The sequence below is a fragment of the Mesobacillus maritimus genome (assembly GCF_019749255.1).
Taxonomy (GTDB): domain Bacteria; phylum Bacillota; class Bacilli; order Bacillales; family Cytobacillaceae; genus Mesobacillus_B; species Mesobacillus_B maritimus_A.
The window spans coordinates 343045-362075 of record NZ_JACWFH010000007.1; the positions used below are offsets into that span (position 1 = coordinate 343045).

The following is a 19031-nucleotide window of genomic DNA, read 5'->3' on the forward strand; positions in this document are numbered from 1 at the left end:
TAAGATAATATGATACCAATATAAAAAGCATTCCTTCAGAGATATGGAATCGATTTCACAATGATTATATACTATTCCTTTCAATCAGTCTACCATTTAAAATGACCTTCTTTTGGATATTTTCATTTTTTTCAAGTTGGTCTAATAAAAATTTGGCTGCTTCCTTCCCTGCGACTTCGTTTTCGTAGTCCATCGTTGTAAGGGCTGGTTCAACATATTTTGAAATATCGGATGCTCCAATTCCTGCAATTGAAAATTGTGAAGGGATTTGATATCCATGTTCTTTTAAGAACTGCATTGCCCCGATGGCAATTCTTTCTGTCACACAAAAAACGGCATCCGGTCTCCTACTTTCAGAGGTTTGATTCATAATTTTTGCCATTGCTTTGTATCCCGATGGGATATCAAAATTAGCTTTTGTCATCCACTCTGAACAAATTGTGAGGTTAGCCTCTTCTATTGCATCCATATATCCCTGTTTTCTCATCAACCCGACAGCTTGGTCTGCTTCATCCACACCAATAAATGCAATGCTTTTTCGTCCTCTTTGAATCAATAGTTGTGTAATACTCTTGGCTGCAAGAAAATCATCATATGTCACACTTGATACACCTGGAATATCTTGACCAATCGCTACAAACGGCAAGTGAAGTTGCTTGATTTCAGTAATTAACTCCTCGTTTGTGTTCGTTGCAATAAGAATAATGCCATCTACTTGCCTGCTTTTTAGCAACCGTAAATAGTCAATTTCTTTCTGAGTTTGCAGATTTGTGCTGGTTAACAGGATTTGATAGCCTCTTTCACTTAGGACATCATTGATCCCGTACACAATTCTTCCAGCTGTTTCAGTCCCTAGTTTAGGGATAACCACTCCGATTACCTTTGTCTTTTTTGTCCTTAAAGATTGAGCTTGCTGACTTGGAACATAACCTGTTTTCTCAACTACCTCAAGAACGCGCTTCCTTGCCTCTTCACTCACATAACCAGACTCATTTAACACCCGTGAAACCGTTGTTCGTGAGACTTTTGCCATCTCAGCAATTTCCTTTATCGTTAACATGTGATTCCCTCCATTCCCAACAACCTACCTTGTCTAAAATATACCATAATGAGCTTGTTAGTCTGAAATATAGAAAACGAGCGTCGTGATCATACGTGGTCCCCCGTGCTATTCCAGCGGAGGACCACGACTTCAATTGTCTTATTTTTCTAGCGAAATCTTTACAACATCATTCAAGTACTTTGTTGTGTTATATCCATAAATCTCTAGCCTCTTTGGGACCACTTCTTCTCCATTATCCGTGCGTAATCCGATTTTCTGAAGGGTGAAGAAATGACGAGGTTGCTCTATTTCTTCATAGGAGAACGGTGTCTCATTCATATCATATTCTTTGCCATTTTTATCAACGAGGACTCCTTCAACATCCATATCCATTGAACTCATCTCATTATCGTCCTCACTGAAAATATGGAACTGGAGCGATTCATATCCTCGATTCTTCACTTCATGGTTGCTGATGACAACAATGGTTGGTTTTCCGATATCAACCTTATCAATAGAGATAGTACTGCCTGCATATTCGAAGGTTTGGGGATACTCCTGAGATGCATCTAAGTCGACTTTTTTATAGTCATCTACTGTTAAAAGAACCGATTCGAATTGAACACTTATGTCCTTTGGTTTCTTTCCCAAGTAGGGTTCGAACTGAGTCTGTAAAGCCATCCAATTTACGTCTGGTTGTGAATTTACAAAAGAATCGCCATACAAATCAGCTTTGACCTTTTGATTGTTTACTTCTAAATCATCAAAATTCAGGACTTCTATTCGCTTTTTTTGCTGGTTCTGGTTAATACTTTGAAGACTATATTGCAGAACTGTTGCAGTCGGAGCAATGGTTAGCTTATCAAACCGAACGGGAACCCCCTCAATTTTTGTTTCTTGATCCAAGACATATTCCGTGGAAGGATGCTTTGTTGCAGGAATCTCGAAGTTCCACTCTCCTTCACGGTATTCCATGTCCTCATAAGCAAAGAATTGATTCCGATTAGATGAATCACGAATCAATTTTTGAAGTCTTGTGATTTTAAGCTGAATTGTCCCGCTTTCTTCAGAGATTGGCTGCAAACTAATTTTCCCTTGATATAGGTTTTTTTCTCTATTATTGAATTTTGATTTAATGTCAGGCGGATAATACCTTGGATAAGTGTCAAGCTTCATGATTTCATATGCATTTTCCACAAAAAAGCCCTCATTGAAATCAATCACGAATTGATTGAAAGCATTAGTATCCTCTATTTCATAAAATATAAGCGTCTGAACATCATCCGCAATTACGCTCTTGATTTTCATTTTCACCCCATTGCTCTCTGCTTCTAGATTTAGTTTTTCCCCCAAGTCTTCCTGGAGATAGGCACGCAATTCAGGGTCCTCTACCGTCCATGTATAGTAGAGGTTGGTGAATATACCGGTAAAAAAGCCAAGACCCATGATGACTAAGAAAACACCTGCACTAACGAGACCCCATTTTTTTCGCTTCTTGTTCTTCTCTTTCTGCTTCGCCTCCTGTTTTGCTAGCCTATTTTTAACATTCTCGATAAGTCTCGAAGGCACTAGAGAATCTCCCATAGTAGGGAGCTTGACCAAGGTTAGCATGACTTCCTGAAAGGTAGCAAGGTCTTCCTGACATTTTTGACAATGAAAAATATGTATCTCGAAATCAACCTTTTTTGATCGTTCCATCGTTCGACCTAAGTAATCAATATAATTCTTATGATGCTCTAGACAGCCATTAAAGCTTGGTCCGTAGCCCATCTCGTTTCTAAGCAGTCTGATTCCGGAAAACAATAATTCTTTTACCTTTGCCACTGGTACCTGTAGAAAATGTGCCGTCTCCTCCTCGGAGAACTGTTTTATATAGGTTAGAACAATTGCTAGTTTTTCAGCCTCGTTCAATCGATGCAGTGCCTTATATTCGTCCTGGCGTAGGTCGTTTTCCTCTGATTCTGATAAACTTCTATTTTTAACAAGCTCCCGACAAAGTTGGATGAAAATTGATGTTAGCCATATGTCAAAGGAAGTTTCTCTTTTAAAGCGTGGCCATTCCTTGTGGGCTTTTATAATCACCTGGTAAAAAAGTTCTTCCATTTGCTGCTGATTTTTAAGGTAAGTTAAACCAATGCTATAGAACGATTCTTTACGATGATCGAGCCAATCGACGATTGCTTCTATTCTGTTTTCTTTTATGTTTGTACTAGTTTCTGTTTTGGCTGGGATCATAAGTGTGCTCTCTCGCCCCTTTTAAAGATCTCGATTGTTATTGGTTTGTGTTACGATCGTTCTGTTAAAATAAGCAATTTTACATATAAAAATATATCCTCATTTATCATACCATTTACGAGTTTCTCTTGGTATAAATTGGTGAAAGGGACACTTCCTTTTTCTTTTGTGGTTTTAAAGAGCATAAACCACTAATATGAGTTCTTCATGCTGAGCTACAAAAGAAATTCACTAATGAGAAGGTATTTAACAACAACCTTTCGAAAACAGTCTTTTTGAATAATGACTAAATTTTTACTATATCCTTACTAATTTTATTGTAATATAGAAAATGGAAAAAATTAATTGTGTAAATCTAGTTTAGGAGTTTGTATTAATGAATCATATGAGAAAATGGTTGTGGATTTTGTTTTCCTGTTTATGTGTGGCTATCGGGATCCAGTTTCTAACGAATGCAGATTTAGTCATTGGTGGTACGGCGGGTTTAGGAATTGTCATGCAGCAGTTAACAAATGTTTCGTTCGGAGTCTTGTTTTTTAGCATCAATCTCCCTTTTTACTTTCTGGCTATCTCGCAATTAGGAATGGTTTTCACGGTTCGAAGTTTTATAAGTGTCAGTATCATGTCGGCGATGTCAGATACGCTCGTCCTTATGTTCTCGTTTGAATTGCCACACCCTATTATGAGTGCCATTTTAGGTGGAGCAATGATTGGAATCGGTCTTATTTTTCTTTTTAGAGAAGGATCATCGCTCGGGGGATTCAATATGCTGTGCATCTTCCTCGATAAACGGTTTGGGATAAATCCTGGAAAGACAATGTTCTTAACTGATATTATCATTGTTGCCTCTGCCACAATCGTATTTGGAATTGTTCAGGTTCTTTACTCTGCACTTGTGATTTTTATTATGACTGGCATACTTGGACGCTATCATAAAAAGGCACCAATTGAACGCCATCATAAAAAAGAGACCGAAGAGGTTGAACAAAATGAAGTAGCTTCTAATTTATAATAAACAAATAGCTATTTTATTAGCTGAGGAAAGAAGAAAAGCCAAACGATACAAGACGATTAGCGTCTAAATCGTTTGGCTTTATTTTCGTTAAATAGTGTCAGAACCCATAAGAGTAACACCTTACTAGGTTTACCCCCGATACATTTTTCTTCAAAAGTTCTCTCTTCAAACTCTGCTTTGTCTTTTTCTAAATCTATATAAAATAAATAATAGAATAAACCATAATGGTGTCATGAACAAGGCAATACGTGTTGCTTCTGAAAAGAGCATGATGACTAAGATAGCGGCAAAGAGCGCAAGGACCAGATAATTAATAAACGGTGTGAGTGGTGCTTTAAACGTTGATTTCGCTCGTAAATCAGGTCGTGTTTTTTGATAGCGAATATGGGAAATTAAAATGATACTCCACACCCAAATAAAACAAATGGCACTAACCGTCGTTACAATACTGAATGCTTGTTCCGGAATCAGTTTGCTTAATAATGCCCCAATGGAAACAACAACCGCTGATGTGATTAACGCATTGCTCGGAACATGATTTTTGCTTAATTTCGCAAAGGATGCCGGCCCTTGATGATGCCTGCTTAAATTAAATAGAATTCGACTTGTTGAGAACATTCCGCTGTTCCCAGCTGAAGCCGCTGAGGTCAAAACCACAAAATTGATGATTCCTGCGGCAACAGGAATACCTACTAAACTAAAAACTTGTACAAACGGACTGCTCGAGCTAGTTAGCTGTTGCCAAGGGTTAATACTTAAAATAATAATAAGTGCACCTACGTAGAAAAAGAGAATTCTAAACGGAATTTTATTAATAGCTGATGGGATATTTTTTTGCGGATTGGCCGTTTCCGCTGCGGAGACTCCGACTAATTCGATGCCAACAAAGGCAAAGACAACCATTTGAAAGGCAAGTAAAAATCCAGCGATTCCATTTGGAAATAAGCCTCCGTACGCCCAGAGATTTCTAATCGAAACGACCCCTGCATCGGTTTTAAATCCGATCACTAGTAAAATAACCCCGATTACGATTAAAGCGAGAATCGTGATGACTTTAATCAGTGCAAACCAAAACTCTAACTCCCCAAAAAGCTTAACGGTTAATAAATTCAAGCCTAGCAAAATGACTAAAACGAGGATGGCTGGAATCCATTGAGGAATTTCAAACCAATATTGAACATAAACGCCAACTGCAATGATATCGGCCATTGCCGTCATAATCCAACAAAACCAATAAGTCCATCCAGTCACATAGCCGGCCCACGGACCGATATAATCAGTCGCGAAATCATTGAAAGATTGATAGCCTGCATTTGATAAAAGCAATTCTCCTAATGCTCTCATAACGAAGAATAAGGCAATTCCAACAATTAAGTAAGCTAAAATAATCGATGGTCCTGCTAGCTGGATCGCTTTCCCCGAACCTAAGAATAAACCTGTTCCAATTGTACCTCCAATCGCAATTAATTGGACATGTCGGTTTTTCAGGTCCCTTTTTAGCTCATGTTGTGCCACTTTTCATTCCCCCATTCTAATTTATCGAAAATAATCTTTGTGATAAATTGAACATTCTGGAAAGAACAATAAAAAAAGAGGTTGGAATTTTTCCAACCTCAAGAAAATAAGAATAACAATAAACAAAAATAAAAATAGTTGTTGTTACTCTTCTGTCCTTTTGCCTGAGATTGTGAACCCTTCGGCGCCGCAATATTTGCGATCTCTCCAGAAGCCGCTCCTGCTATAGTTTGACCCACAGCATTCATAGCTAGCTCGAATTAAATTATTTTACGATAAAATAAAATCTATCAGGAATGTGCTCATCCGTCAAGAGATTTGCCATGCACTTCTTTATTTTTTTCCACCTATATAAATTCTTTTTGACTGTAACGCATCCCAGTGCTGAATGCTCGAACGAATTAAATCAAGGAGTTTTGATTCTGTTATGGCTGCCGTTGCTTAGGGTAAGTTGTGAATAAAACGATTAAACAAGTGATTTACTTTTCTGTTCTCCAACTAAGATGAACACCCACCGCCACAGCTTGAACACGAAGAACCGCCGCCACTGTCCCCACCGCCGCCACTGTCCCCACCACCAACACTGTGACCATCACCATCACCACCGCCATCTCCGTTACGGTCTGTAGAGGATGTACCACAGAAAACGGCAGTGGAACAGCCGCTAGTATTATTTGCCGTCTGCGCAAAGGCATAGGTTTTTGCGTACTCCCAGTACTCATCAAAATAAAAATAAGAGAAGAAAACCATGGTAAAGGAAGTAGAAGTCATATCTCCATAAGTTCGTTGTTTTTTAAAGGATCCTTTTTTATCGATTGCGTAAATGTTTTCTGCTTCAGTGAGTTGCTGTTTCAGTCGTTCTACTAAATGTTCAATTAGCTCGTTGTTATGATCATTTTGACGAAAATATTTTTTGATTAACTCTTCTTTACTATTTTCCTTAAACTCTTTTAAACTCTCATTAGACAAGGGGTGCTGAAAGAAGCTACCCCAAGCTTTCCAACTAAATTCCGTAATTTGAAACAGTTGAGCGAACACCCAATCAAAAAAGGCACGATCTTGTGGTGCAGGCTCTGGATTTGTGTTCGGAATATGGTGAAGCATTTCTCCTAAAAATTCTACTGAAAATCTATGATATTCCTTCGTAAAAAGAATCATCTCATGCCAAATTTCATCCACATCTTTGCTAAACATAGGTGCTTTTTTTAGAATGTTGGCGACAAGGAAATACCGCTTTAACTCAAACAGCAACCATTCGAACTCATCCTCAGTCTTTTTAGGGTTTTCCTGAAGGAATCGCTGCTTGACTTTTTTTAGGTAATCATCATCTAATGCTGTATTTAATTGTAGAAGCAAATGCTGTAACTGAACAGGGTCAAGTGCACCAAGATTTTCAGGGATGTTCTCCTTCGCCAATTTAGATTGACTTTTTCTGCTCATTGAAATGACAGCTGCTAGTAATCCCACTACTATTAAAACGCCTACAATGACACTAAATAACATCCAACTCCTCCTTACCGAAAGTAACGTTTCTCTTTTTTTCATTCTTATCTTATTCTAGGCTGACTCTTGATTATGTGGCCTAGAAGACCATCTTCTGGTGACTAATACCCTCTTGTTACGTCAACTTTATTGAACAGCATCTTACTTTCCTCGATGTTTTTTAATGTTTCAATAAAACATTCTACTCCTTCACGAGCTGTTGTTACGGCCGAAATATGTGGAGTGATGATGACGTTTGGATGTTCCCAAAGCTGGTTATTTACCGGTAATGGTTCTTCCGCAAAGACATCAAGGACAGCAAATTTCAACTGATTTTTAGCAAAGGCATTCAATAGTGCCCCTTCATCAAGCGATGCCCCGCGGCCAACATTGATAAACCCTCTTGCGGATAATAGGCCAAAGATTTTTTCATTAAACAGCTTGAATGTTTGTTCTGTTAACGGCAATGTATTAATTATGTAGTCCATCTCACTCAATTTCTCATAATGATCATCAAGCGTCATCACTTGTTTAAAGCCCTCTTTCACTTTGCCACTCAACGATACTCCATAAACCTCAACACCGAAGCTTGAAAGAATTTGAGCAGTGGTTTGCCCGATTTCTCCTGTTCCATAGATCATCACTTTTTGCTCGTTCAGTAATCTTGGAGTCATGGGCTGCCAACTTTTCTGTTGTTTGAAAGAATGGAATTGATCATGTTCTTGGAGGTCTTTTAATAGATAGCTAAGACAATACTCGGCAATTCTTTGTCCAAAAGAACAAACAGTCCGTGTTAGGGTAACACCCTCAGGCCATTCTTGCTTATATAAAAAGCGATCGACTCCCGCACCAAGTGAATGGACCCATTTTAATTTCTGATAATCAAACTCCCCTTTCATACTAAAAGAAACAAAAGCATCTGCCCAATCAAGATCATTTTGCGTGAGCTCTTCGTCTGATAAATAACGAAAGTCTTTGTCTAATCCTTTTTCTTCAATGATTTTTTGAATCTCCTTATGCATCGGACTTGCAATTACAATATGTTGAATGTCCACTTATCTCACCTCATACTCTTCTGTTCTTTCCATTCTATCAAAAACAAGGGGAAAAGTGGGCTTCCAAACAAATAACAAAAAAAACAGCCAAGAAGTCTTGGCTGTTAACGGTTCCGTCCTTTTTGACGGACGTTGTCATTCGGTGAATCACCTGTTCCATTTTTACTTTTGCTATTGGGTGTCCCATAAATTTGATTATCTTTTGTGACCTTAGCACCTTCTAAGAAGTTATCTTTTGTTTTCATGGCTTTCAGCTCCTTTTATTTTCTGCACTAAATAGGTTATCGAATTCGACCTGTTATTCCATCATCACCCATTAGGGTTTCGCCAATTTTTGGCTGTGCTGCTTGTTTCGCTTTTTTTGTATTTCTGTCAAAACCAGCTCTCGTAGTAGCGGTTGACATGAAGGGTTGTTCAACTGTACCTGATGTTTTCTGCTCTTTATTTGACATCGTTTTCCCCCTTTCACTCCTCCCTATTATCTGTCATCACCGGATTCCCTATTCTTTAGGATCAATTGGCGTATCAAACGTGGATAATCATGCGATAACCTTGTTTTCTTGCAGTAGTATTGGGTATAATATAAACATCAATAACATAAATAAAAAAAGACCGCCGGTGCTGGTAACACCGAACGGTCCATGCAATAGACGGCTCCCCTTAAGGGGATCAGCTGTTAAGATGAAATGAAATAATCCACCTTGTGCTGTCTAACTCAAGGGTGGATTATTTTTTATTGGTAAAAGACAGAATTGCAACGATCAAGCTTGCAAATGCTAACGCAAACATCAACGCCTCAAATACCGTCACAGCATCACCCCCTTTCGATAGGGGTTATTGCTGACCACCCTTGAGAAACCTATTCTATTGCCGCTTTATTATAGCATAACTGATAGAACATATGCTCTAAAATATTACAAACATGACAAAAGCACTACAACCGCTCGAAAATCCTACATAAGTCAATTACCAGTTCTTTTCATCATAGTGTTTTCCCCTTTTGATAAAGTCCGCTCTCAGCTCCTCGGGTACAAGGCTCCCGCCAGTTCCCCACACAAGATGGTTCGCATTGGGGTTCAATTTGCTTAGATGAACTGGTCCCTTCATTCCAGCTAATGAAGATGGTTCAAGAAATGTCCCCTCCGATTTATGAAGCAAAAACAATAATGATAACAGTTCATCATCGGAAATCGTGTATACACCGCTTAGCATATTTTCCATGATTTCACCAACAAATGAAGATGCCCGACCTACTGCCAAACCATCTGCTTCGGTCCTATTATCCAATCCGATATCCCCAACAGAAATTTGATGATGTAGTTTCGTCATAAGCCCTAGAAGCATGCAAGGCGAATGCGTAGGCTCAGCGAAAAAGCAATGAACATGTTCGCCAAACACATGTTTCAACCCAAATGCAACACCACCTGGTCCACCACCAACCCCACAAGGTAAATAGACATTTAACGGGTGGTCGGCCGATACTTCAACACCTTGTTTTGCTAATTGGGTTTTTACTTCAAATGCAGCCGCTGCGTAACCAGCAAAGAGCAATGGAGATTGTTCATCATCGACAAAATAGGAATGGGCGTCTTGATCGCTTTCATTTCTTGCCTGTTCCACGGCCTCTGAATAATCAGAAGGATGTTCCACAACCTTTACCCCATGTTTGCGCAATAAATCTTTCTTCCATTCTTTCGCATCAACTGACATATGTACAACAACACGAAATCCAAGTGCTGAGCCTATCATCCCAATACTTAGTCCTAGGTTACCCGTAGAACCCACGGAAATTGTATATTGACTGAAGACTTTTCGTGCATTTTCAGTTACTAGAATCTGATAATCATCCTTAACAGTTGAAATAAGCCCCTTTTTAATGGCTAGAGTTTCAGTGTAAGCTAACACTTCATGAAAGCCGCCACGCGCCTTAATAGAACCAGCAACAGGTAGAACGTCATCTCTTTTCAAAAACATTCTTCCATCTATCTTGGAGTGATATTTGGCTTCAAGTTCTTTTTTCATACTTGAAAGTTCGGTTATAGGCGATACAATTCCGTTTTCCATTTCAGGAAATAACCATTTAAGTACAGGTTCAAATCGATGCAAACGGTCTTTTGCATCGGTAATGATTTCCGGTCCTAGCTTCTTGATTGGAAATGTAACATTAGGCTGGTAATCTGGGTTCTGCCAAAAAACAGGTATTTTCTTTCCCAGCTCACTTATTAATGGAAAGCGTTCTAAATCGTGCAATTCTCTCCTCATATTAGGATCTCCTCACCCCTAGAATTGAATTATCTATTTATTCTATCTATTTTATAATCCTACATTCCATTATAGCATCACTTGTTATGCACGTTTCATCTACAAGTGAATAGCACAGAGGAGAACTTCCCCTTTTGCTGTTATGAATTCTAACTCCACTGATTTACCAGAAGGTGAATTTCTTCTTTATGGGTTATTCCCTCATCATCAGGTGTTTCTAACACAAGGGGAACATCCCGCACCGCTGCTGATAAAACAAACGATTTTAACTGGAGTTCGTCTATATAACCATTTTTAAAAATATTGGCATGGCGGTCTTTCTTAGAACCTGTCGGGTATTTTGAGTTATTTAAATGGATGACCTCTAAATCCTTCCAATAGCCTAACTCTTCTCCCTTGCTGAGCATTTCTTTCGTATTTTCACCTGTCCAAAGCCCACTTGCGAAAGCGTGGCAGGTGTCAAAGCAAAAACCGATTTTTTCAGGAAACTCGCATAGGTTCCGAACTTGAACCAATTCTTCAAACGTTGTTCCTAAGCCACCTTTTGTTCCGGCGTTATTTTCTAACAAAATTTTGCATTCACCGTCCCAGTTTCCAAGAACGTTATTCAACATCTCTAACATCAAATGATAGCTAGCCAGCGGGTCACTTTCACTAATTTGATTAGCAAAATGGACGACCACACCGATTGAGCCACATGCATTGGCAATGTCCAGGTCGTTTAATATCGATTGGATTGTAAGCTCTTTTTTATCATCGTCAGGTGTTAGGTTTGTTGAGTACGGAGTATGTGCCACAGAGTGAAGCTGATGTTGTTGGGAGAAAGCTTTACAGCTTTGTGCATCCTCATGATTGAATGCTTTAACTGATAAGCTTCGCGGATTTTTAGGGAAATATTGAAAAGCGGAAGCATGGTTTGCGACCGCACGTTTTGCTGCAGCTAAATATCCATCACGTATACTAACATGACTGCCTATAATCATGAAAAATCCCTCATTGGTAAGAATATGTATTTACTAGTGGCTGATTTTTGTTTGAATACAGCCCCGAATGAAGCGTTATTGTGTGCGTAAACCTTGTTTACAAGCTCGTTTCTTCAACGGAAAGGGTAACAATCAGCAAAAACAACAGAGTGTGAGAAAGTACTTACTAAAAAAAGCCCCATGACAACTGGGACTTTTAAAAAATCGTTTGCTCTTATTCCTTCTCAGGGTTAGTGTTCTTTTCATCATTTCCGTTGTTGCCATGACCTTCAGGATGTTCTTCTACCATTTCCTCGTCGCTTTTCATATTTTCTTCGGTCTCATCTACAGGCTCTTCCATATCATTCTCAATGTTATTATCATTGTTATTTTCATTGGTATTATTATCGCCAATATCATCCCTATTATTTTCCGCATCTTGTAGTGGATCATCCTCGATTGGTGCCTGTTCTTGATCCTGATTTTCATCTACTGGTGGCGAAGGATCGTCATTCGCTCCACAGCCTGCAACCATAAGCGCTGACAACATAAGACTTGCTAACAACAAAAACCACTTTTTGTTCATCGTTTTATACTCCTTTCTAATCTGTTTAATTAAATATCTTTGATTATCTTTACCTCGTCACAAAATAATATGTATGTTTTCCAAAACTTTTAAAAAATACCAAGTATACTGTCAAACCAATAAAAAAAGATACCTTAATTGGTATCCTTCCTTTCCTACGAACTATTTACATACTAGCTTCTGGGTGAGGATATCTGAAAAAACCTCCATACTTGGTGTTTTGGCAATATGGATGGTAGATGCTAATTTGGCATGTTCAGGCAATATAGACGACAAAAGATTCTCCTTCTGCAGTATTTTTTCAGGATGATAGACCACATCCCTTTGACCATCATAAATGGCAGCATAAAAGATGCCTGTCTCTACTAAGTCCTGAAAAAAATGACTACCATAGGACAGCTCTGGCATAAGCCCTCCATCATTGGATGATACTTCGCATATTACAGACATATTGGCCAGCTCTGTAAAGTGGACAGGTACTCCTAAAGAAGGGGTCGTTGTTCCCCATCTTCCAGGACCAATTAACATCACATTTTTATCTTTTAACATAGTATTCATTTTTCCAATCGCTCTAGCTACTGCATACTTACCTTGTTCACTTTGTTCGATATAAGCATCTGGGTTCACATATATAACATAATCAATTGGTAAGTGAACATTGCCACCCATAAAATTTCCTGTTTGCGAAAATAAGCAATTAGCTTTATCCGTTTTTTGTGGCATTTGAACAGGTTTTCCTAATCCCCTTGTTTGCAGAGGGCGACATTGAAGAAGATTGATTTTAAAAGAGTGATTGTCTTTAAAATTCCCTGTAAACTCAATGTCGACAGGATACTCATAGACAGAAGACAATCGCGCCAGCATGTCTTTCATTAGACTTGCGAACGCCGTTTCCTTAAGTAAACACTGAAAATCTAGTATATAAGGAACATGTAAATGGTTGTATCCTAGTTCTTTTATTCGGGTTAACGTGTCATTGTCTACTTTTGCAAAAAGATGTTTATCCACTCCTAAATCATTTGATAGAACCTCATCCGCCCTTTTCGTCAAATGCTTATTATTCGAAAGTGAAAGCACATCTACATAATATTGGGAAAATTTCTTTTCATCTTCTATTGCCATTAATGGTCTACGTAAAGGGGCATCTAAAGAGATGATCTTCGCATAATCCTTGACGGTTCTGTCTACTGCGCGTGTTCCTAATCCAAAGACAAGCCGAAGCATCCCTGCATCCATGTCAATGCTTTTATCCCACACATAAAGATTTGAAGAATTCCCGACCCCTGCGATATGCGGGAAGAAAGATTCTCCATAATGATCACCAGAAACACGCTGAATCAAAATGGCCATTTGCTCATCTTTTTCAAAAAGGCCTCTGTTCATTCGGTAGGTTAAGGCATCATCATTCATTGTGCTCGCATAAACGGTTCGGATCGCCTGTACAAAGGCTTCGTACCGTTCCTCGGGTGTTCCTTGGTTTGCGCAAAATACACTTTCATATTTCCCTGCAAAGGCATTTCCAAAATTATCTTCTAACAATGAACTAGAACGAACGATAATCGGCGATTGTCCGAAATACTCGAGAACCTGTACAAATTGCTCTTTTATTTTTTCAGGAAACTTTCCATGTAAGAGTTTTTCTTTTAACTCTGGCGCAAATTGATAATAACCTTCCGCTGTTTTCTGTTTGACCCGCAGTTTCCACCAGCCGTTTTGGACAATATAGGTATAAAAAACATCTGACCCAAGGTAAAAAGAGTCATGAGACTCTAAATAAGGTTGAAACCGGTTTGATTCGTCCACTTCGAGTATCTTTCGCGCCAATAACATCCCAACGCTCTTTCCACCAATATAACCTGTTCCAATTTCCCTAGAAGCGATAGTTAAAATATCATTCAAGGTAAAATATTGAAAACATAACTCAGACATTCTTGATTCATTGCCAATCAACAAAGAGATTAATAGCCGTTTAGTTTGATTTTGTTGCTCAAGGTCTAGATTGAGTGCTTTTCTGGCATTGGCAAACACCACATTCCAGTAATCTAGACGTTCTTCCCCACGGTTTATGCTTGAGAATAGCTCAGCTATTTCTGAACTGGCACTGATGCAGATTGCTTCATGTCCTTTAATGAGGTGCGGAAAAAACATCGTTGGCGAATAGCGTTCTGATGCTTTTAACGGATGGATATACATTTTTTCGTTCACTTCATATAAATCTAGCAACAATTGTGTTGTTTCACGAATCCCGGCGATCGTACTATATGTATGAGCATTACGAATGAGCGCAAAATACGCAATTGTATCAAGTTCATATAAAAACGGACATGAGACCTTGAAAAAGTTTCCAATCATTAAATCTGAGTACCAAGATTCTAACAAGTCTGTTAAACAATCAAACACGTAAAAGGTTTTCCTGCCTTCTTGTTCAATGATGTGATGAACCTCCGAGGCAAAGCTTTCAAAACCCTTTGTCGCATCCACTTTGTAAACTGTTAGTTCAGAATCATCGTTTAGAATCCGTTCGTGATTTCCAAAGCGGATGTACACAAGTTTGCGCTGGTCCCGCTTCGCTTGTTCCACAAAAGGCGTCACCACTTTAAGGTAATCTTGGACAGAATCGACCTGCCAAACGACATTATCACCAAGACGAAGCATATCAATGGCCTGGTCGAATCCAGTCATTCCAGTACTCACTTTATCATGTATTGTCATGACGACCATTCCCTCCCTCTATAAATCTCTGTTTTTATAAAATTATAACATTTCAGTGGATTAGGTACCGTGGAGAAATAGAGAAAACTTTAGGTTGAGAACAGATATTTATTCATTAACCATTTTATTTTCAAGTTAAAAGTGGGACATATTATCTGTAGGAGGTGAGAATGTGGCTGAAAAAAAGATAGCTTCCAAACAAGTAGAAAAAAACGATAAATTAGATAGAAGCAACAACGATCGCCATAATGAAAATGCGAGGACATCTGCGGCTCTTGAACCAATAACACCAAGAATTAATACAGATCATCTTTAACAGCTAGCTAATGATTCACTCATTATTGCTTCCACAAAGAACAGGATGTTTAGAACAAGGGGACTAAAAAGAAAAAGATTATCGTAGATGCAGATTGGAGCCCGTTTTAGAGAAAGGAAGCTTTTCCGACTATTCGTATATCAATCATTTTTTCGTTTTATAGTGAATAGTCGGAATCTCCCCAACATCATGATTTAGAGTCAAGAAACTGCATATTTATAGAAGAAAGTCCGTATCCGTAAAGGTAACAGAGACCTACAAGCGCTACTGCGCCAAGGAGGTTTCCCGCAACGTCCACAGAAAGTTAGGGTCTGGGGTGCAAATCGACACCATCATCTACCTACAGATTTTACTAATACCATCATTATCGACTGGCAAACAGCTTCCGTTCCTTCCATTTCCCAAATTTAAAATAACCAAAGGAAAATAGACTACTAATTACAAAACTAATTCCCATTCCGTAGGCAATCCCATCAGGCCCGATCATTGATGAGCAGATATAGGTCAAAGGATAACGAAGCACCCAAAAGGAAAGAACGTTTAATACCAATACTTGATACATTGCTCCTGAGCCTCTGACAATTCCATTTAGGATGAAATTTAAGCCAATGAACGGATAGAAAAAGGCTATGATTTTTAAATAATGTGTGCCAAAGAACGCTGCCCCACCTGCGCCGATAAACAACCCAATTAAAGGCTCAGCTAAAAGAAAAATGATCAATGCCATGACAAGCATAATCACTAAATTATAAATGGCTCCATAGAAAGCAAGTTGTCTGATCCTATCCCAACGGTTGGCGCCAATATTTTGACCGGCCATACTATTGACCGCTGTGCCCAATGCCATTGCTGGTAGCGTGATTAAACTATCAATCCGTTGTGAAGCACCAAAGCCGGCCACTACCCCTTCGCCAAATGTATTGACGACGCTCATAATGGCCAACACCCCGGCATGAATCACCATCATTTGTAATCCAGAGGGAATTCCTAGTTTTAATATCAGCCAGACTTCTTCTCGTTTTGGTAATTTTGGCAAAGAAAAAGGTACCAGTTTGCGCCTTAATGTATAAATAAGTCCATATAGAAAAGAAACTCCTTGCGACAAGACCGTTGCATATGCTGCCCCCTCAATGCCCCAGTCAAATACTGAAATAAAAATTGGGTCTAATACGGTATTCAATAGTACAGCTACAAGGACAAAGGTTAATGGCGTTTTGCTGTCGCCTAGAGACCTCAATACCGAACTGATAAAATTATAGCCTAAGAGAAATAAAATCCCGATAAAGTTTATCCGCAAATACGCATTTGCATCTCCGAGCATTTCCGCTGGTGTATCAAGCATCAGTAAAATTGACTCAGAGAAAATGAAGCCAACGATTCCAGCCCAAAGCGCTAAAACTGCTAAAACCACAACAAAGGCATTTAAATACGACTTTAGGCCAGCGCTGTTTCCTTTCCCCCGCTGTTGTGAAAGAATTGTTAAGGTTGCATGGTTGATTCCGATAATGAAGGAAAGAACCGTGACCACGACAGTAGAAGCTACCGTAATCGCTCCTAGAGCATTAGCCCCTAAGAGATTCCCAACCCAAAGGCTATCGATAAATTGATAAGATACCTGCAATAAATTAGCAAGCATGATCGGAGTCGAAAATAAAAATAACTGCTTAACAATTGAACCATTGGTAAAATCATGTTGTGCCAACTTCAAAAGGCCTCCCTTGCTACGTTAAACATTCCCATAGTTTAACATATCGTTGTCAAGCAATCACGGGACATGCTCACACCTAAAAGGCTCTTATCAAGATGCTTTATGAAAAGTATCTGCTTCTATTGCAAATAAAATGAATCAAACCGTCTCATGCCATAAAGTGGCATGGTTAAATAGCTGTCAGAAATTACAGACTTAAATTGAAAGAGCTAAAATTGATTTTTTTTTATCGTGTTCGTTGACATGCTTTGATGGGAGGTAAAATAATGGCTGATTTCGTTGATTCAATGGATTATGAAATTGGGGTCCCTATTCGTACATTTAATATACTTGATACAAGTGTGACCGAAGAAGGCTATGAAGTGCTTTTAAACATTGATTTGGATAGCGGCTATGAATTAGAGGACGTGAAAATGAAGGTTTCGTTTGAAGATTTAGCAGCATATGAAACGAATGATATCCATGAAGGAGTAAAATACGCACTAGGTTTTTTTGCTACAGAATAACAAACAAAAAAGACAGTCTTTTTTTAGTAAAAAGGAACTGTCTTTTTTGCCATTTTTATTTCCACGGGATTAGTTTGCGCTCTAACCATTGTAGTCCACGATTAAACATGAGACCCAATAACGAGAGAATCAACACACCCGCCATTAATTTAGTGGTAATCATTAAGTTTCCATAATGAAGCACCATAGCTCCGATTCCGTATTGAGCGGCAATCATTTCTGCAGATACAAGCAAGAGTAGCGCTGTACCAGCTGCAAGTTTTAGCCCTGCAAAAATCGTTGGCAAAGCCCCAGGCAAGATTACTTTCCGAATCACATTGAAATGATTCGAGCCAAATGTAACAGCTGCCTTAATCAAACTAGGATCTACACTCTTCACGCCTGAGAAGGTGTTAATCAATACAGGGAAAAATACTCCTAAAGCAATGATCGCCACTTTGGGCATTTCCCCGATTCCAAACCATAAAATAATTAAAGGCAATAAGGCAATTTTCGGTATCGGGTAAATGCTATAGACAATGGGCGTAAAAATCGCATCAGCCAGTTTAGAAAAGCCGAGTAGCAAGCCAACCATGATGCCCAAAACAGCACCGATGGCATATCCCCCGAGTATCCGGTACAAACTGGCCAGGAGATTTTTTAATAATTCACCGCTGCTAATCATTTCCCACCCATCGGTAATAATCGCGGTTGGTGCAGGCAGAAACAACGGTGGAACAATATTGAGTCTACAGGTAAGCTCCCAAAGGAGTAATATTCCAGTAATTCCCAAAACAGAAACATAACCAGGTATTTTTTGTTCAAGGAAGGCGACGCGATTTTTTATTACTTTCTTTGTTGTGTTTGCCACAGGTTACGCCTCCTTCAACGCTTCTTCTGCATCATGACGGATTAATTGCCAAATCTCGTCTGCATACTTTTCAAATTGAGCACGATATTGATCTTGGTCTCGGCCGATTTTTGGTAAATCAATAGGGATGATTTTTTTTATATGCCCAGGGTGTCGTGACAAGACAATTACACGATCGGCAAGGTAGACAGCTTCTTGGATGTTATGCGTCACATAAAGCGTACTTAACTTTGTCCGATTCCAGATGGTTAAAAGTTCTTCCTGCATAATCGTACGGGTTTGAGCATCTAATGCCGAAAAAGGTTCATCCATCAACAATAAATCAGGTTCAACCGCGAGGGCCCGCGCGATGCCCGCGCGTTGTTTCATTCCCCCAGAAAGCTGTTTAGGATAGGCATTTTCAAAGCCTGTTAAGCCAACCATATCAATATAATGTTTTCCTTTTTCTGCACGCTCTGCCTTACTAGCACCTCGTTCTTCAAGCCCGAACGTGACGTTTTCAAACACACTTCGCCACGGAAATAAGGCAATTTCCTGAAAGACAATTCCTAAAGTAGGCTCCTTATCTTCCTCAGTACCTTCAAAATAGACTTGTCCTTTTGATGGCGATAATAATCCCCCGACAATATTTAGGAGTGTTGATTTTCCGCATCCACTTGGCCCTACTAACACAACAAACTCTTGCTCGTTGATGGTAAAGTTAATATCTTCGAGTGCGAGTACTTCATTTTTTTTACTATCGGTAAATCTTTTCTCGACATTTTCAATTACGATTTTCATGCTGT

The 19031-nt window shown here is 39.1% G+C and carries 18 protein-coding genes and 1 riboswitch; of the genes, 3 read left to right on the forward strand and 15 right to left on the reverse strand.

The features are described from left to right. Positions 1-64: 64 nt before the first annotated feature. Positions 65-1060: a LacI family DNA-binding transcriptional regulator gene (locus tag H0185_RS04905; RefSeq protein ID WP_221871729.1), complete on the reverse strand. Its 996-nt coding sequence runs from the start codon at positions 1058-1060 to the stop codon at positions 65-67. A 141-nt stretch (positions 1061-1201) separates the two neighbouring features. Next, positions 1202-3277 carry a DUF4179 domain-containing protein gene (locus H0185_RS04910; protein WP_221871731.1) on the reverse strand — a complete coding sequence of 692 codons (2076 nt, stop codon included), beginning with the start codon at positions 3275-3277 and terminating at the stop codon, positions 1202-1204. A gap of 376 nt (positions 3278-3653) precedes the next feature. Here H0185_RS04910 and H0185_RS04915 point away from each other — a divergent pair, with 376 nt between their 5' ends. Further along, the gene (locus tag H0185_RS04915) at positions 3654-4289 is read left to right on the forward strand and encodes a YitT family protein (RefSeq protein ID WP_221871733.1); all 636 of its coding nucleotides are present in this window, start codon (positions 3654-3656) and stop codon (positions 4287-4289) included. A 168-nt stretch (positions 4290-4457) separates the two neighbouring features. Here the strand turns inward: H0185_RS04915 and H0185_RS04920 are convergent, their stop codons facing one another. The 10 genes from H0185_RS04920 to H0185_RS04965 all read right to left on the reverse strand — a co-directional run bounded on the left by H0185_RS04920 (position 4458) and on the right by H0185_RS04965 (position 14866). Then, positions 4458-5807, reverse strand: coding sequence for an amino acid permease (locus tag H0185_RS04920; protein ID WP_221871734.1), 1350 nt, complete (start codon positions 5805-5807; stop codon positions 4458-4460). Between the two features lie 142 nt (positions 5808-5949). Beyond that, positions 5950-6028, reverse strand: a riboswitch (glycine riboswitch). Positions 6029-6305: 277 nt separating this feature from the next. Next, positions 6306-7310 carry a glycine-rich domain-containing protein gene (locus tag H0185_RS04925; protein ID WP_221871736.1) on the reverse strand — a complete coding sequence of 335 codons (1005 nt, stop codon included), beginning with the start codon at positions 7308-7310 and terminating at the stop codon, positions 6306-6308. A 101-nt stretch (positions 7311-7411) separates the two neighbouring features. Next, the gene (locus H0185_RS04930; protein WP_221871738.1) at positions 7412-8344 is read right to left on the reverse strand and encodes a D-2-hydroxyacid dehydrogenase; all 933 of its coding nucleotides are present in this window, start codon (positions 8342-8344) and stop codon (positions 7412-7414) included. A 104-nt stretch (positions 8345-8448) separates the two neighbouring features. Further along, positions 8449-8589, reverse strand: coding sequence for a hypothetical protein (locus tag H0185_RS04935; protein WP_221871740.1), 141 nt, complete (start codon positions 8587-8589; stop codon positions 8449-8451). A gap of 36 nt (positions 8590-8625) precedes the next feature. After that, positions 8626-8796 carry a hypothetical protein gene (locus H0185_RS04940; protein ID WP_221871741.1) on the reverse strand — a complete coding sequence of 57 codons (171 nt, stop codon included), beginning with the start codon at positions 8794-8796 and terminating at the stop codon, positions 8626-8628. A gap of 274 nt (positions 8797-9070) precedes the next feature. Beyond that, positions 9071-9154 (reverse strand): putative holin-like toxin, encoded by an 84-nt coding sequence (locus H0185_RS24555; RefSeq protein WP_404333166.1) that lies wholly within the window; start codon positions 9152-9154, stop codon positions 9071-9073. 156 nt (positions 9155-9310) lie between these two features. Then, positions 9311-10606 carry a D-serine ammonia-lyase gene (gene dsdA, locus H0185_RS04950; RefSeq protein ID WP_221871743.1) on the reverse strand — a complete coding sequence of 432 codons (1296 nt, stop codon included), beginning with the start codon at positions 10604-10606 and terminating at the stop codon, positions 9311-9313. Between the two features lie 149 nt (positions 10607-10755). Continuing rightward, positions 10756-11589: a deoxyribonuclease IV gene (locus H0185_RS04955; protein ID WP_221871745.1), complete on the reverse strand. Its 834-nt coding sequence runs from the start codon at positions 11587-11589 to the stop codon at positions 10756-10758. A gap of 214 nt (positions 11590-11803) precedes the next feature. After that, the gene (locus H0185_RS04960) at positions 11804-12154 is read right to left on the reverse strand and encodes a hypothetical protein (protein ID WP_221871746.1); all 351 of its coding nucleotides are present in this window, start codon (positions 12152-12154) and stop codon (positions 11804-11806) included. A gap of 162 nt (positions 12155-12316) precedes the next feature. Beyond that, positions 12317-14866: a PEP/pyruvate-binding domain-containing protein gene (locus H0185_RS04965; RefSeq protein ID WP_221871748.1), complete on the reverse strand. Its 2550-nt coding sequence runs from the start codon at positions 14864-14866 to the stop codon at positions 12317-12319. Between the two features lie 172 nt (positions 14867-15038). Here H0185_RS04965 and H0185_RS04970 point away from each other — a divergent pair, with 172 nt between their 5' ends. Beyond that, positions 15039-15182: a hypothetical protein gene (locus H0185_RS04970; protein WP_221871750.1), complete on the forward strand. Its 144-nt coding sequence runs from the start codon at positions 15039-15041 to the stop codon at positions 15180-15182. A gap of 364 nt (positions 15183-15546) precedes the next feature. Here the strand turns inward: H0185_RS04970 and H0185_RS04975 are convergent, their stop codons facing one another. Then, complete coding sequence (locus H0185_RS04975; protein ID WP_221871752.1) at positions 15547-16884, reverse strand: MATE family efflux transporter; 1338 nt, start codon at positions 16882-16884, stop codon at positions 15547-15549. Between the two features lie 272 nt (positions 16885-17156). Between H0185_RS04975 and H0185_RS04980 the strand changes: the two genes are divergently transcribed. Next, positions 17157-17396, forward strand: a complete 240-nt coding sequence (locus H0185_RS04980; RefSeq protein ID WP_221871754.1) for a hypothetical protein — start codon at positions 17157-17159, stop codon at positions 17394-17396. A 55-nt stretch (positions 17397-17451) separates the two neighbouring features. Here the strand turns inward: H0185_RS04980 and H0185_RS04985 are convergent, their stop codons facing one another. Both H0185_RS04985 and H0185_RS04990 read right to left on the reverse strand, forming a co-directional pair. Further along, positions 17452-18246 carry an ABC transporter permease gene (locus H0185_RS04985; protein ID WP_221871756.1) on the reverse strand — a complete coding sequence of 265 codons (795 nt, stop codon included), beginning with the start codon at positions 18244-18246 and terminating at the stop codon, positions 17452-17454. 3 nt (positions 18247-18249) lie between these two features. After that, positions 18250-19026 carry an ABC transporter ATP-binding protein gene (locus H0185_RS04990; RefSeq protein ID WP_221871757.1) on the reverse strand — a complete coding sequence of 259 codons (777 nt, stop codon included), beginning with the start codon at positions 19024-19026 and terminating at the stop codon, positions 18250-18252. Positions 19027-19031: the final 5 nt, after the last annotated feature.

Excerpts from the sequence above, each read along its gene's own strand:
- H0185_RS04905 (WP_221871729.1), bottom strand. The coding sequence starts at position 1,060 with ATGTTAACGATAAAGGAAATTGCTGAGATGGCAAAAGTCTCACGAACA.
- H0185_RS04910 (WP_221871731.1), bottom strand. The coding sequence starts at position 3,277 with ATGATCCCAGCCAAAACAGAAACTAGTACAAACATAAAAGAAAACAGA.
- H0185_RS04915 (WP_221871733.1), top strand. The coding sequence starts at position 3,654 with ATGAATCATATGAGAAAATGGTTGTGGATTTTGTTTTCCTGTTTATGT.
- H0185_RS04925 (WP_221871736.1), bottom strand. The coding sequence starts at position 7,310 with ATGTTATTTAGTGTCATTGTAGGCGTTTTAATAGTAGTGGGATTACTA.
- H0185_RS04935 (WP_221871740.1), bottom strand. The coding sequence starts at position 8,589 with ATGAAAACAAAAGATAACTTCTTAGAAGGTGCTAAGGTCACAAAAGAT.
- H0185_RS04940 (WP_221871741.1), bottom strand. The coding sequence starts at position 8,796 with ATGTCAAATAAAGAGCAGAAAACATCAGGTACAGTTGAACAACCCTTC.
- dsdA (WP_221871743.1), bottom strand. The coding sequence starts at position 10,606 with ATGAGGAGAGAATTGCACGATTTAGAACGCTTTCCATTAATAAGTGAG.
- H0185_RS04955 (WP_221871745.1), bottom strand. The coding sequence starts at position 11,589 with ATGATTATAGGCAGTCATGTTAGTATACGTGATGGATATTTAGCTGCA.
- H0185_RS04960 (WP_221871746.1), bottom strand. The coding sequence starts at position 12,154 with ATGAACAAAAAGTGGTTTTTGTTGTTAGCAAGTCTTATGTTGTCAGCG.
- H0185_RS04965 (WP_221871748.1), bottom strand. The coding sequence starts at position 14,866 with ATGACAATACATGATAAAGTGAGTACTGGAATGACTGGATTCGACCAG.
- H0185_RS04980 (WP_221871754.1), top strand. The coding sequence starts at position 17,157 with ATGGCTGATTTCGTTGATTCAATGGATTATGAAATTGGGGTCCCTATT.
- H0185_RS04990 (WP_221871757.1), bottom strand. The coding sequence starts at position 19,026 with ATGAAAATCGTAATTGAAAATGTCGAGAAAAGATTTACCGATAGTAAA.